Source organism: Sporosarcina sp. So3-204, assembly GCF_058068165.1.
In genome coordinates this window covers 589,909-604,903 of record NZ_CM176485.1, presented here as the reverse complement: position 1 = coordinate 604,903, position 14,995 = coordinate 589,909, and the positions used below count along the sequence as shown (strand labels likewise).

Annotated in this window: 11 protein-coding genes; 2 read left to right on the top strand and 9 right to left on the bottom strand. The window is 37.7% G+C overall.

The window, feature by feature from the left end; genetic code table 11:
- Window positions 1-198: 198 nt before the first annotated feature.
- From AC3RV6_RS02875 to AC3RV6_RS02850, 6 genes are all read right to left on the bottom strand, one after another.
- The gene (locus tag AC3RV6_RS02875; RefSeq protein WP_489747965.1) at window positions 199-1,968 is read right to left on the bottom strand and encodes an L-lactate permease; all 1,770 of its coding nucleotides are present in this window, start codon (window positions 1,966-1,968) and stop codon (window positions 199-201) included.
- A gap of 191 nt (window positions 1,969-2,159) precedes the next feature.
- Window positions 2,160-3,623, bottom strand: coding sequence for an FAD-linked oxidase C-terminal domain-containing protein (locus AC3RV6_RS02870; protein WP_489747964.1), 1,464 nt, complete (start codon window positions 3,621-3,623; stop codon window positions 2,160-2,162).
- Entirely contained in the window at window positions 3,623-4,984 is a 1,362-nt protein-coding gene (locus AC3RV6_RS02865) for a (Fe-S)-binding protein (RefSeq protein WP_489747963.1), read from the bottom strand. Before AC3RV6_RS02865 ends, AC3RV6_RS02870 begins: the two co-directional genes overlap by 1 nt.
- A gap of 1 nt (window position 4,985) precedes the next feature.
- Window positions 4,986-6,308, bottom strand: coding sequence for an FAD-binding oxidoreductase (locus tag AC3RV6_RS02860; RefSeq protein ID WP_489747962.1), 1,323 nt, complete (start codon window positions 6,306-6,308; stop codon window positions 4,986-4,988).
- A gap of 769 nt (window positions 6,309-7,077) precedes the next feature.
- Window positions 7,078-7,956, bottom strand: coding sequence for a formyltetrahydrofolate deformylase (gene purU / locus AC3RV6_RS02855; protein ID WP_489747961.1), 879 nt, complete (start codon window positions 7,954-7,956; stop codon window positions 7,078-7,080).
- A gap of 106 nt (window positions 7,957-8,062) precedes the next feature.
- Window positions 8,063-9,760, bottom strand: coding sequence for a S8 family peptidase (locus AC3RV6_RS02850; RefSeq protein ID WP_489747960.1), 1,698 nt, complete (start codon window positions 9,758-9,760; stop codon window positions 8,063-8,065).
- A gap of 380 nt (window positions 9,761-10,140) precedes the next feature.
- Here AC3RV6_RS02850 and AC3RV6_RS02845 point away from each other — a divergent pair, with 380 nt between their 5' ends.
- Window positions 10,141-12,168 carry a methyl-accepting chemotaxis protein gene (locus tag AC3RV6_RS02845; RefSeq protein ID WP_489747959.1) on the top strand — a complete coding sequence of 676 codons (2,028 nt, stop codon included), beginning with the start codon at window positions 10,141-10,143 and terminating at the stop codon, window positions 12,166-12,168.
- A gap of 121 nt (window positions 12,169-12,289) precedes the next feature.
- On the opposite strand, the gene AC3RV6_RS02840 is transcribed toward AC3RV6_RS02845, so the two are convergent.
- Window positions 12,290-12,460: a hypothetical protein gene (locus AC3RV6_RS02840; protein ID WP_489747958.1), complete on the bottom strand. Its 171-nt coding sequence runs from the start codon at window positions 12,458-12,460 to the stop codon at window positions 12,290-12,292.
- A gap of 354 nt (window positions 12,461-12,814) precedes the next feature.
- Here AC3RV6_RS02840 and AC3RV6_RS02835 point away from each other — a divergent pair, with 354 nt between their 5' ends.
- Window positions 12,815-13,000: a hypothetical protein gene (locus AC3RV6_RS02835; protein ID WP_489747957.1), complete on the top strand. Its 186-nt coding sequence runs from the start codon at window positions 12,815-12,817 to the stop codon at window positions 12,998-13,000.
- A 353-nt stretch (window positions 13,001-13,353) separates the two neighbouring features.
- On the opposite strand, the gene AC3RV6_RS02830 is transcribed toward AC3RV6_RS02835, so the two are convergent.
- Together AC3RV6_RS02830 and AC3RV6_RS02825 are read right to left on the bottom strand one after the other, a co-directional pair.
- Window positions 13,354-14,706: a tripartite tricarboxylate transporter permease gene (locus AC3RV6_RS02830; RefSeq protein WP_489747956.1), complete on the bottom strand. Its 1,353-nt coding sequence runs from the start codon at window positions 14,704-14,706 to the stop codon at window positions 13,354-13,356.
- A gap of 2 nt (window positions 14,707-14,708) precedes the next feature.
- Entirely contained in the window at window positions 14,709-14,948 is a 240-nt protein-coding gene (locus AC3RV6_RS02825) for a hypothetical protein (protein WP_489747955.1), read from the bottom strand.
- Between the last annotated feature and the right edge of the window lie 47 nt (window positions 14,949-14,995).

The window sequence follows — 14,995 nt, the reverse complement described above, 5'->3', positions numbered from 1 at the left end:
AAAACTAGTTACGTATACTACTAATCACAGAGAGGCGGCACTCCTCTGGCCCGCCACGGGGCACTCTCAGCGCTGAGAGTGAGAAATAATACAACGCCTTTCCGACTAGGGATTGCCTAGTAGTGCCGCATATACATAAGGTTAAAACGAAAAAAATCACCACGACCATCTAATATGGTTGTGGTGATTTTCTATTACTTACTTAAGGTTGTTTGGTAATAATGCCAAACGCTTTTTATTTGTTGCAATAATATAAATTGCGACAAATGCAATTGCAATTGCTACGAAACTACCAATATTGAAGATTCCTTTTGTTGAGAACCAAACAATAGAATAGCCAAGTGCACCGGTAAATAACGCGTAATAAAAGAACGGGAATAAAGTCTTCCGAATAATTGTTCCTTCCTTACCTGTTAAACCAACAACTGCAGAAGCTGCTACTACGTTATGCACACAAATCATATTACCTGCTGCGCCGCCAACTGCTTGAAGCGCAACGATCCATCTAGGATCTACACCAATCTGAGAACCAACATCGTACTGGAACAACGCGAACATCATGTTACTAACCGTGTTACTACCCGCAATAAATGCACCTAGTCCACCAATGAATGTTGCGAAGAATGGCCAGAATTCACCCGCCATAGCAGCGGCACCATTTGCTAATGCAATTGGCATTCTTTCAAATCCTGCTAAACCATTACCCGTGTTCAAGAATACTTGAACCATTGGAACTGTAAACACAAGTGCCGTTGAAGCAGCAATTGTTGTTTTGAATGAAGTCTTCCATGCTCTCTTATAAGCAGCTCCACTCATACCGTGAAGGAAGAACGTAATAATTGTTACTAAAACAAAAAGTGTACCTGGTAAATACAAAGGTTGGAAAGTTGATGAAATCGCTGAACCGAAAATTTCTGTTGGCCCAACAACCCATGACTTTAACCAGCCTACGAACGGTAAAGAAGGTAATCTTGAAAGCACCAAAAATAGTCCAACTAGCACATAAGGGAACCAAGCACGCATCATACTCATGTCGCCGCTCTTATGTGTAATTTCTTTTATTTCTGTTGTGCCAACCCAACTTGGATCCCACTTAGATTTATGTTCAAAGTCCCAAATCTCGTCATCTTTAGGCATTAAGAAACCTTTCTTAGACGTATAGACAACAATCGCTAAACCAACAAGTCCACCAACCATAGACGGGAACTCAGGCCCAAGTGTATTTGCTACAATTACATAAGGAATTGTCATTGCTAGTGAAGCAAAAAGTGCGAATTTCCACATTTTAAGTCCTTCAGCGAATGATTTATTTTTCCCGAAGAATCTTGTCATAATCGCTACAACAAATAATGGAATTAATAGACCTGCAACTGCATGTAAAATGGCTACTTTTCCAGCAATATCTGTTGTTAATAGTAAAAAGTCATTCGTAATACTTGGATCCGCCGATAAACCTGTCTGAACACCAACAATCATCGGTGTACCTACAGCTCCAAATGAAACTGGCGTACTTTGGATTATGAGTCCTGCAACAATCGCTGCCATCGCTGGGAAACCTAACCCAACCATTAACGGTACAGCTACTGCAGCTGGCGTACCAAATCCTGCTGATCCTTCGATAAATGATCCAAATAACCAAGCGACAATAATAACTTGAACGCGTCTATCTGGAGAGATATCTGTAAAGCCACGACGGATTGTTTTGATTCCGCCACTTTCTTGAATTGTATTAAGAAGTAAGATTGCGCCGAAAATAATAAACAGAAGCGTTCCTGCTGTAATTAGACCGTGTACCGTTGCACCTGCAACAGTTGCACCAGGTACTTGCCAAACAAATAATGCCAGAACTACTGCTACTACATAAGAGATAGGCATCGCTTTACTTGCAGGCCAGTTAAGTCCTACTAAAAAAACTGCAACAGCGATAATTGGTAGTAGTGATAAAAGAGCTAATACGCCAGTACTCATAAATTTTTCTCCCCTTTTAATGTCAATTTTATATTTAATTAATGCCGTAAAACACATTGGTAATCGTTTGTGCAGTAGGTAAGGTAAGGTAAGGTAAGCTACATATGTATCTGCGATGGCAACTGTCTAGTACAACGAATCGTTCCCCTAGATAATACTAGACGGAAATAGCCCACTACATTTTCTTTTTATTAAACCCTACTAGCTGCGACTTCTTTCATATCCCTTTTAACTTCCGCACAACGACCCGGAGAAGGAAATAACTTTCCAGCATTCAGTAAGTTATCAGGATTAAATACTTCACGAATATCAGTTTGCGCTGCAATTTCCTGTTCGCTAAATACGAAACGCATTTCATTAATTTTTTCAATGCCTACGCCGTGTTCCCCAGTAATTGTACCGCCGACATCTGCACAAATTTTCAAGCATGCACTGCCCGCTTCCAAAGCTTTTTCAATTTCCCCTGGTACCCTAGCATCAAATAAAACGAGTGGATGAAGATTGCCGTCCCCTGCATGGAAAATATTTGCGATTCGAAGTCCATACTCTGAACTGATTTCGTTGATTTTATTTAATACTTCTGGTAATTTACTGCGCGGAATAACACCGTCCTGAACTAAATAGTCCGGGGATATCGCGCCCATTGCTCCAAATCCTGTTTTACGGTTTGCCCACCACCTTTCACGTTCAGCCTCGTCTTGCGCCACTTTCACTTCGCGCACATTATGCTTGTTGCATACAGCTAAAATCTCATTAATCTGTTCCTCGATACCCGCTGAAATCCCATCGACTTCAATAAGTAAAACGGCTGCAATATCCTTTGGATGTCCTACCGGAAATGCGGCGGCTTCAACCCCTTCAATTGCGATTTTATCCATCATTTCAAGCGCAGCTGGCACAATTCCAGCTGATATAATATCAGAAACAGCCTGACTGCCATCCACTACATCATCGAAATAAGCTAGAACAGTTTGTTTCGCTTCTGGATTTTTCAAAATACGAACCGTAATTTTTGTTACAATGCCAAGCGTTCCTTCAGAGCCGGTAATCAAACCTAATAAGTCATAGCCTGGTTGATCAGGAATACCGTCTTGCCCAATTTCGATAATTTCACCATTTGGTAAGACGACTTCCAAGCCCAATGTATGATTCGTTGTGACACCATACTTTAAACAGTGTGCGCCTCCAGCATTTTCAGCAATATTTCCACCAATCGTACAACAAGATTGACTAGATGGATCAGGGGCATAATAATAGCCTTTATCTGAAATCGAGTTTGTCAGCTGAAGGTTAATAAAACCAGGTTCAACGACGGCACGACGATTTTCTAAATCTACACTGATAAGTCGTTTCATCTTCACGAGACTAATGATTACTTCACCATTTATTGGCGTTGCACCACCGCTTAATCCGGTTCCAGCACCACGAGCTAAAAATGGTAAGTTATTCGCTGAACAGTATTTCACTAATTCCGCAACTTCTTCCGTATTTTGCGCAAACACAACAGCTTTAGGTAATTGCTTCGTCAGTGTAAAACCATCACAATCGTAGGCGATTAAATCATCTGTATGATACAAAATAGAAAACGGCCCACTTACAATTTTCGACAAAGCGATAATATGCTTATCTTTTGACGTCATTTTATGTCTCGCCATTAGTACTCCCCCTCTTGTCCATCTTCTTTCTTATAAGCCCAATCGAGAAGCTGAACAGTGTGGACGACTTTTTGATTTCTACCGTACTTTTTAACCCCGATTGCCATTTGCAACATACAACCCGGATTCCCCATTGAAATCATTTCGACATCATCCGGCACGTTTTTCATCTTACTTTCGAGTATCGGCGATGCTAGGTCAGGACTCGTAATATTATAAATTCCTGCACTACCACAGCAGCGATCCGAATTCGCCATATGCACCATTTCTACCCCAGGAATATTAAGGAGCATGTCACGCGGTTCTTTACGAATACCTTGCCCATGCGCTAAATGACACGCATCATGATAAGCAATTTTCGCGTTAATCGCAGCTTTAGGTTTCTCGTAACCAGTATCATAGAGATGTTTCGAAATATCCTCCACTTTTTCTGAAAACGTTTGCGCTCTTTCAAGCCATTCAGGTTCATCTTGGAATAATTCCTCATACTCTCTCAACATACAACCACAACCAGCGGCATTCGTAATAATTTTCTCTGAATCTTTGAATGCTTCAATATTTTGTTTCGCTAATTTTCTACCCATATCGCGGTCACCTGCATGCACATGTAACGCGCCGCAACAAGTTTGTTTCTGAGGTATCGTTACTTCATTCCCATTACGTGTTAAGACATTTATAGTAGATTGGTTGATATCGCTAAACATAACATCCATTACACAACCTGTTAATAAGGCGACTTCACGCTTTTTCTCACCTTGAGCAGGAATGACTGGATTATTTTTGTACTTCTTACGTACGCTTTGATTCACTTCTGGCATTACTGATTCCATTTCCACTAAATGCTGCGGCATAATGTTCATCAAGCCAGTTTTCCTAACAACTTTTTGAATACCACTCTTTTGATAGAACTTCAAAAAGCTACCCATTGTATTTAAACGGTTTTGATGCGGGAATAACCCTTCAAGAAAGACTTTACTAACCGTTCCTTGCCAGCCTGTTAATGGCATAACTTGTCGAATTTGGCCCCTAGCCTCTTCAATCAAACCACCAACATCTACACTTGCAGGACAAGCAGTTGTACAAGCTCTACAATCTAAGCAAGCGTTTATAGATTCCTTAAACTGTTCATTCACTTTCAACTTCCCATCAGCAACGGATTTAATAAGGTATACACGACCACGTGGTGAATGTTGCTCCTGTCCAGTTAACTCGTAAGTTGGACAGGATTCCAAACACAATCCGCAGTGCACACAATCTGCCCATTTGCTTTCATCCGGTGTATCCTTTGAAGAATAATTGCTTAAACTGGGCATCGACGCACATGCAGGCACTTTGGGTTTCGTCATTTCTTGTACAGTCATTTTATAACCCTCCTACAAAGCGTTTATCATTTAAGGTTCTTAACGGATCAATCTTCTCTTTAATTCCTTCAAATAAAAAGAAGAATGCCGGTTTTTTCCCCCATACATCTAGCTTTTGCCTAAGTGCTAATGGTGCATGCTTGATTACAACATAACCGCCTAGCTCTTCTACAGTTTGGGTTAATGAACGAATCGCTATTTCAACTTCTTTAGACATTCCTTTTAGATTAACACCACATAATCCATGCCCTAATCCGCCATGTGCTTGAACGCGAAGTTCATTCCCCTCAAGTAAGTGAGCGGCTTGAACAACTTTCAGAACATCAAGGTTTTTAACGCCTACTTTTAACGAAACCTCAAGTTGTTCATCTTGGACTTCAGAAAAACCATTTGGCGTAATCTTATAGAACTCCTGCCAAAACAACTGTGCGTCGCCTTGAGCCAATATCGCCATTTCAACATTATCTGGTTTGACTTGTTTTACAAATTCCTCTTGATAGCGAACAGATTTTTCGACATCTTCAAAACTAATTGCTAAAGCATAATTTGACTGACCTGATAAAGCCTTTGAAATAGACGGACTTAATAATTCTAAGGAATTAGGTTCCATCAACGAGTCTAGTAGACTAACAGTAAATGTACGAATTTCTTCTAAACAATCATCCGGAAATGATAGTAATACAATACTTTCATATTTCGGTAATGGGCGGAGCTTCAATGTAATATCCGAAAAGACACCTAATGTACCCATTGAGCCAACAAACATTTTATTCATATCGTAACCCGCGACATTCTTAACAACTCTTCCCCCAGAACGAATTACTTCCCCGTCCGGATAAACAATTCTTAAACCAATGACTAAGTCTCTCGCCGAACCATAGCCAAGTCTTTTTGGTCCACTATCATTCGCCGCAATAACACCGCCGATTGTCGCATGTTCTGGCCAAGCAGGGTCAAGTGGAATTGTTTGTTTATGCGTGGCCAAGTACGCCTGAAGTTCTTGAAACCGCGTACCGGCCTTAACAGTCATTGTCATATCACCTACAACATGTTCGACAATTCCGTTATATTCTTTCAATGAAAGTAAAATATCAGACGAAGCTTCAATTCCACCGAAACCTCTTTTCGAGCCCAATCCAGTAACGGTTACTTTTTTCCCATTATCATTTGCAAACTTTAAAATCTCACCAATTTCTTCTTCAGTAGTTGGATAAATAATAATGTCGCTCGTATTCCCTAATGTGTCAATAAGCTTTTTTCCGTCCTCAATTAAAACGTCTGGCAGAACAGATTTCAAATCTGTCATTAGATCCGATGTAATCACGATAACGCCCCTGTCTGTTTCATTGTAGAAACTTTATTTATTATTTTGTCTGTTGGCACAACTTATTATAAATAACGATAAATAAATAATTGAAAGCGTTTTCAGAGTGTCGCACAAATAGACTCACTTTTAACATTTTAACGGAATAATTAGTTATTTGTTTTTATTAAAATTCGGTTCTTTATTCTTTTAAATAGTTAACAAGTTTACAAGAAAGTTAGAAAATGGCTCTTCTCTTTTATAACAATAGGTTATCAGATGACCCGATTTAGTGTATATCTTATTAAAGCACTATTTCATTAAATCTACAACACATTTTTTCAATTGTTACAAATTTTATAATTTATTTACTCTGTTAATCAAGACTATATGTTGTTAATAAACACTATATGTATTTATTAAAATAATATTAGCTACAAATAAGTGCTTTATGTCGATAAGTTTGAATTATGTCATACTTCTATTTTTACACTCGTGCGCAGTCACATTTATATACTAATAATATTGATTTCTGCTCCAAATAGGGCTTCGGTACTTTCGAAGTCCCGCTTTGGCGGACGCTCCAATCAATAGAGCTTCCATTAAAATTAGCGAACAACTAAACATATTTCATTAAAATCATTAGGATATTTCGTCGAAAGTAGTAATTATGAAATTGACTCAACTATTTTAGTTTTATGTTTTAGTAGGTTTAATCATTCTACTTGTATTTAACCATAAAAAATAACCCTTTCACTTCTAACGACAGGAAAGGGTTATTTTTTCACAATTACTGAAAGACGATTGTTTTATTGCCTTCGACGATAATGCGATCCTCTAGATGCCATTTCACACCTTTCGCAAGGACACGTCTTTCAATTTTACGACCGATTTTCTTTAATTCAACAACGTCATCACGGTGATCAACACGTTCTATATCTTGTTCGATAATTGGGCCTTCATCTAAATCATTCGTTACATAATGAGAAGTTGCCCCAATGATTTTCACACCACGATCGAATGCGCGCTCATATGGATTTGCGCCAATAAAGGCAGGTAAGAATGAATGGTGAATATTAATAATTTGATTCGGGAAGCGGCTCACAAATTCAGGTGTTAGAATTTGCATATAACGTGCTAGGATAAGCAAATCAATATTATATTCTTCCATTAAACGAACTTGCTCTGCTTCGACTTCTTTACGAATATCTTTATTTGCAGGAATATAGTGGTAAGGGATTCCCAACGCTTCAACCATTTCACGGGCATATTCATGGTTACTAATGACAACGACGATATCAGTTTCTAAATCTCCGTTTTGCCATTCCCATAATAATTCCATTAGACAATATGGCTCTCTTGATACAAAAATTGCTGAACGTTTACGCTCGTTACCAAAACCAAGCGTGAACTCCATTGAATGTTTATTGGCTAGTTCTTGAAAGTCTTCTTTCATTTGTACGGACTTTTCCATAAGGTTTTCACAGTGGAATTCAATGCGGATGAAGAACTTTCCGCCTACAGGATCTGTTGAGTAATGGCTTGATTCAATAATATTAGAGTCATGCTCAAGTAAAAACTCAGATATGGCAGCGACAATTCCCGGTTTTTCCGGACATTTTACCAATAAACGACCACGATTTTCATATTTCTTTTTTTGCTCAATCATTTTCGCACAACTCCTATACATATTATACTTGCTTATTATTATGGATCATTAGAACTGTCTTAGCAATGATTTAGTGAAAATTTCTGATAATGCGCTTTATTAGTAATCAAGGTGTCACTTTAAGCGTTTCAAAGAGCATTTCATAACTTTTACCTTTCTCCACAAAAATAACAAGACGATAAGAAGTCGCTGCTTCAAATGGTGAAATTGGGGACGCAATGATTTCTTTTTCTTCTATATTAGATTGTAGTGTTAGCGGTACTTCGTTTTCTCCTTCATATAGCTTAATATTGACAACGTTTTGTTCAGTAAGTTTTTTGTTAAACTTAATGCTCCAATCAGTATCCAAAGCGACTTCTTTTTGTTCGGGTAATAAAACAAAAGCTGATGCTGTTGGTTCATTAGGATTTTCTATTTCATCGACAGGCTCAACAATCATAAGCAATTCGAATAAAACAGGCGCACTCTTTCCATCCGTCACCGTAATTGTAATGGTATGTTCACCAATCATCGGCGTTTTAAAAGTGAGCTGATTTCCGACCAAATCGCCGCCATCTGCAGTAAAAGTCAATGGATCTTTATCTAGGTCTAGTACAAAACGGGATAAATCAATCGTGATAGCTTTATCTTTTTTCAATGTAAAGACCCGTTTTTCTTGATTAACAACAGGAATATTATTTTTCGCAATTGGTTTTTCATCGTATGCCGCAACATTAACAATTCCTTCTCCGTATAAAGGATCCCAACCAATCGCACCGCGGTCATCAACATACTTTTTCAATAACTTCTCCAGCTCATCATTTGTCTTTTTCGGATTATCAAGCCGCATCATCGCAGCAACCGCACTGACATGAGGAGCAGCCATTGAAGTACCACTCATTACTGCATATTTCCCGCCGCGTATACTTGAAACGATGTCAACACCGGGAGCTGCCACATCAACAGTTGCCCCGCGATTGCTAAAACTGGCTATTTTGTCTTTTGGATCCGTTGCTGATACGACAATTGCTTTTGATTCAGACGAAGGATAATATTGGGTCGTATCGGCTCCATTATTTCCTGCCGCTATAATAATAAATACATTTTTGGATAATGCATACTTAATTCCTTCTGATAAATGCATTGAGTATTCTTTACCACTTAAACTTAAATTAATAATTGAAGCCCCGTTCTCTACCGCATAATGAATACTCTTTACAACATTCGAATCATAGCCATCACCTTTACTGTCCAATGCGCGTATCGGCATGATTTTTATATTTGCAGGTGTCGAATCTGCAATAATACCCGCCACATGCGTCCCGTGATTATTAACATCCATGGGATCTGTATCATTTTCTACAAAATCATATCCCTTTACCATCCGACCTTTTAAAAGTGGATGTGTGTAATCAATTCCAGTATCAATTACCGCTATAACAACCGTACCTTTTAAGGTGTTAACTTGTTGGCCCATTTTTTTTGCACCAATACGCGTTGTCCCCCACGATATGGATTTTCCAAATTCTGAAAATGGCCCAGCTGTACGTATGTAATCAGGTTCTAGCTCTTCTACTTGGGCTGCAGTATGTAAAACCGATGAATCAGCCGGAAGAGAACCTTCGTTAAATTGTTTAAGCTCTTCAGTAGAAACACTTTTAATTAGTTCATTTCCAGACTCATCGATCATTTTAACAATTACACGATCAGTTTCATCTACCGAAATAGCATTCACACTTACAACTGGCGCATCGTCTGAAAAATAGGCCAGAGATGAAAATCCAGCTAATATAATAAAAGTTAACGCAAGTAACCATTTCTTCAATAAACACACCTCTATTCAATTGGTATAAGTACAAGATAATCCATAGACTTTACTTTCCTTCTATTATACTACTAATCTTTGAGAGGTGTAGTTTTGGATGGTGCCTGTTTGCACAGGGCCAACTTTTGTTTTGGATGGTGCCTGTGTATCACACAATAATAACAATTCACTACCACAAGTTTATATACACCGAAAAGCCAGCCAAGTATTAACTTGGCTGGCTTCTCATAAAAACTTATGCAATTGTAGTGTATTTTCTGAATAGTGCCTTGCACAGGCACCATCTTAAAAAAATCAGAAAATAGTTACACATTATTTCGAATAATCGTTATAATAGACCTACAGTTCTATAGAATTACTATCATTTTAGGAGGAATCAGATGAAACGAAAGAGTATATCTACAAAAGTAGCCCTTGTTCTATTTTTTGTTATTGCAATCGTTCTTTCAGTTACAGGTATTTTAGTTAATATGTATACTAAAAATATTGTGACGCAAAATATCGAAAGTGAAGTAGCTACTGAAAGTAAAGCCATTTCAAATCAAGTAAATAATTTTTTCGAGGATAAAGGCAATCTTGTAAATCAAATTACAACCAATCAAACAGTACTTCAATACCTCGATAGCGCGAAAACTCGTGATAAATCATTAACGAATGAACATTACAAAGATATGAATAAATCCCTAGAAGCAATAAAAGCTACGGATCCTGATGTTGCGATGGTTTGGGTAGCAAGTGAGCAAGGAAACTTTTTAACAGGGACTGGAGATGTTCTGTCTGGTACAGATTTCGATTTATCGGAGCGACCATGGTATAAACCAGTATCTGATGCAGATGGTGTGTATTATACTGACCCCTATATGGATCAAGTTTTCGGAAAAGTTATTATGAGTGTTATGAAAAAAGTTGAAGTGAATAATAAAGTAGTTGGTATTGTTGCCGCTGACTTATTCCTTGATTCCCTTCCTTCAATAATGGAACAATATAAAATCGGTGAAACAGGTTATAGTATATTATTAGCACCTGACGGAAGTATTGTTTATCATCCAGACCAAGATCTTATTATGACCGAACCTCTTACAAGTAAAGGTGGAGATATCGGCGCTATTGCAAAAAAAATGATAGGTGGACAAAGCGGATTAGAAACGGCAAAAATTGATAATGAAAATTATTACATAGGTTATGAACCAGTAACATCTGCCAGCTGGTCTGTCGCAACAACTGTCATGCATAATGAAGTATTTGCACCATTAAAAAGCATGACCAATAAACTTATTATATTTTTCGTTATAGCAGCTACAATCCTAGTGGCAATTACTTATTTCCTACTTAGATTTATGTTAAAAAATCTTCCGAGTATGTCAGAAATGATTAATAAAGTTGCTGCAGGAGATTTGACGCAACGACTTGATATTCATTCAAATGATGAACTAGGTCTGGTTTCTAAAAATTTAAATCATATGCTAGATAATTTAAATGGGTTTATCCGTATCGTGCAAGAAAACGCACTACAAGTAGCCGCCTCATCTGAACAGTTATCTGCGAGCACAGATCAAACTGCACAAGCTGCACAAGTAGTAGCAGGTACCGTAGATTCCGTAACCGCTGGAACTATTAAACAAATTAACAGCTCAAAGGAAGCTAATGAAATAGTTGTGAACATGTCAAAAACGTTCCATATAATTTCAGCTAATTCAGATGCAGTCGCTAAAAGTTCTAAGGAAGCCGTTGAAAAAGCGAAGTTAGGTGAAAATGCAGTAGAATCTGCAATGGCACAAATGGAAACGATTAAAGTAGCAGTCAATGCAACTGCGGATATTATCGCTAAACTCGGCAAACGGTCAAATGCAATCGGTCAAATTGTTGACACGATTTCTGATATTTCCAATCAAACCAATATGCTCGCTCTAAATGCATCCATTGAAGCGTCGCGTGCAGGTGAGCACGGGAAAAGTTTTACTGTTGTTGCGAATGAAGTAAAAAAACTTGCTGAACAATCAAATCAAGCTGCCAACCAAATTGGTTTGTTAATTAATGAAATACAAACAGATACAGAGCTTGCGGTTAACTCCATTAATAACGGAACATATGAAGTGAAGGCGGGATCAGATGTTGTTCAAACTGCTGGTCTGACATTTAGTGAAATAACATCAATTGTTTCACAAGTCTCGCATCAGATGAACGATATTTCTTTATCTATCCAGCAACTATCGTCTAATACGAAGCATATCGTGACCGTCATACAAGAAGTAGATGATCTTGCACATTCGGCACAAGAAGAGTTTGAAAATGTAGCATCTGCAACTGAAGAACAAACAGCGACTCTTGAAGAGATTGCATCAGTCAGTCATGCATCATCCATAAGAGCACTAGAATTACAGGATGCCGTAGCTAAATTTAAAATATAGGTATGTGTTTCCTCTTATCTGGATGGTGCCTGTGTAACACATAACAACAATTCACCATACTAAAAATATATACACTAAAAACCAAGCCAAATATTGATATGGCTTGGTTTTTATATTTTCTTCAATTGTAGAGCACTTTCTGAATAGCATTATGAACAGGCGCCGCTACAATTAAATCCATAAACCTTTTCTCATCTGTGCTAGCCGTGACTGGTACTAATGCTGAGGCAACAAGTGCTGATGATGCTTCACTTAATAAGAACTTTTTATACTTTGAAGATTGACCAGACATTAAATTGCTTCCTCCTTTTATTAGTAATGAGTACTATGTATGCCAATCATTCCCTGGAGTAAATGGGTACAATAAAGTCCCCTTTCCATTTACCTACCAATATTAGCACAATGAACATTGTCTACCACAATCCAATTCATGGCATATAGGAGGTTAGTAGGTAGTTTTGAGTGGTGTCTATTTTGCTAAATAGATAGAGGAAAACGCAAAAAAACATTGTTTTAAGGGTATAGAGAAAGTATTAGTCACAGAACTTCCTAAATCCCACCCCACTAAAAAGAGGAGCTGAAAACAATGCTTATACAATCATTAAATCATATTAAGGGAAAAAACTGAAGCTATTGGAATCCTTTGATGAGGAACCCAGAAGCAGATAAATACTGTATTGTCGCGGTTGATGCAGCGAAGTATGTGAATGCGACAATGATTTGTACGATTTACGGGGATATTTTGGTGGGTCCATTTGAGTTTGATGGGCAATTAGTCTCATTCACAAGCGCCCTATATGCAAACACAAAAACTGAACAAGTCCAACATTAGGCTTGTTCAGCTCTTTAAAAGTATAGTTCTTTCTATCAATTCATATTCTAGTTCTTTATCAAATTTTAATAACCAACATTTCGATATAGCCTTTGATGTTAATCTTATTTAAGTAATCTTTCAAAGCAGAGTATTTTTATACTATGATTAATGTAAGTTTCTGAAAAATATAAATTACTAATACTTCTCCATTTCCTCACTGTAATACCTTAAAACTTTATTATTTAATTAACCTTCCCACTAGTTTCCATTCTTCCTCATTTTAAAGAAAAAGACCGTTTATAAATTTCTACTTCAATACCATCTATAAAAAAGCAGATAACTATTTTATGGATCTCTCATTAATAATAAATTCAGCCAAATAAACCTAATAACCACGGAGCTGCATATAGAACCATAAACATAACACCGTAGTTTACACCGTGTTTATGGAGAAGTCCTGCAACTAGCGCAACAACCATTACACCAAAAATATTTATCCATCCTGCATCCATGAAAGCAAGCATTATTACAAGACCTGCAAAGAGTCCTATTAAAGCTTCGTGTGGAATTCTCTTGAACACAAACTTACTAATATTGCTAGCGAACCTTATCGTTGCGTAAAAGGTTACTAAAATTGCTATTGAAGCTCCTATTATTGTCACAATCATAATCTCACTTATCGTAAGAATATGATGAATATTATGCTCTGGTGTAAAGACAGGCGGAGCATTAAATAATGCACTTGCCGGACCAATTGCCATTGGTGACAATGGTAAACCAATCGCAATGAGGGGTATAAGTGTACCCGAAATATAAGATGCATTTGTTAGTGCATCCATAGTAGAAATAGCGCGTGATGCTCTTTTTACGGGATCTTTAATATGTCGTGTCAAAAATTCTCCTAGAAAAACAGTCATTCCTACTGGTGAAAGAAAAAACGTAATTGAGCCCAATAAACTCCCTAGTGATGCCGAACCAATTTCTTCTTTAGTCAATATCTTAAATGGATTCGGAAAACCTTTTTCTGGAATAGACTTTTTCAACGTAATTTCCTTATTACCAAGAATAGGCAATTCATTACGGTATTCTTTATTCAGTAATTCAAATAACTTAAATATAATTGGGCCTATAGTTATTCCTAGAAAAAAAGAAACAAACACAGTTTTATTGGGCGGTATAATATCCATCCCCCAATAAAGGTGTCGAAGTCCTTGTATGAGGAGAGCAAAAGGAATAATAATAGACAAAGATAGGATTTTATTTTTTGTCATAAGAGCTAGAAATATAGCACCCAATAAGAAAATTAGACCCGCGTGACTGCTTATTTTATCTGCAACTGGAATGATCAGGCTTGCTATCAGCAGACTCGTTGGTATTGCAACAATCGTGCCGATAACAGATCCTGAAGCCATTTTTTTAATGCTGACATCTGGTAATCCATGATCCTTTAAGACCATAGCGTGTTCTACCATCGGTGCAGCCATTACACCACCTGGAATTCCGGCAACTGCAACTGGTATTGAATCCGTTAGCTTTTTCGCTACTATGGCTGACATGAAAAAGGCTAGAACAACATAAGGAGAGGTTCCCAATAAAACAAGTGCCAACGTTACTGGAGCAAGAACTGCAGTTTCATCCGTGCCCGGTGCTATACCGATAATGGTATATATAACAGCACCACCAATACTAGCCAAAATCATTTGTATAATTATTGAAATATCCAATATTACTCCTCCTCTCCCATTTCAGAAATAGTCCTTTTGGGTTTAATAATTAAAACACTTATTAAAAATCCTATTAGACCGCCAACCAAACCAAAGATTAGTGGTTGAGGGGCCCCTCCTGGAGCAATTAGATATCCACCGAGTGTAAAGAATATAGACAAACCCATTGCAATACCAAGATCTTTTAAATCTACATTGTCTCCCCAAATATCTACGTATTTCTTACTCTTTTCTTGTTCCAAAACGACTCCTCCTTTTCATTTAACTAATACATGTATTACACGTCTGA

Bases quoted from the DNA above. Each gene is read 5' to 3' on its own strand.
- AC3RV6_RS02875 (WP_489747965.1), bottom strand. From the start codon at position 1,968: ATGAGTACTGGCGTATTAGCTCTTTTATCACTACTACCAATTATCGCT.
- AC3RV6_RS02870 (WP_489747964.1), bottom strand. From the start codon at position 3,623: ATGGCGAGACATAAAATGACGTCAAAAGATAAGCATATTATCGCTTTG.
- AC3RV6_RS02865 (WP_489747963.1), bottom strand. From the start codon at position 4,984: ATGACTGTACAAGAAATGACGAAACCCAAAGTGCCTGCATGTGCGTCG.
- purU (WP_489747961.1), bottom strand. From the start codon at position 7,956: ATGATTGAGCAAAAAAAGAAATATGAAAATCGTGGTCGTTTATTGGTA.
- AC3RV6_RS02845 (WP_489747959.1), top strand. From the start codon at position 10,141: ATGAAACGAAAGAGTATATCTACAAAAGTAGCCCTTGTTCTATTTTTT.
- AC3RV6_RS02840 (WP_489747958.1), bottom strand. From the start codon at position 12,460: ATGTCTGGTCAATCTTCAAAGTATAAAAAGTTCTTATTAAGTGAAGCA.
- AC3RV6_RS02835 (WP_489747957.1), top strand. From the start codon at position 12,815: ATGAGGAACCCAGAAGCAGATAAATACTGTATTGTCGCGGTTGATGCA.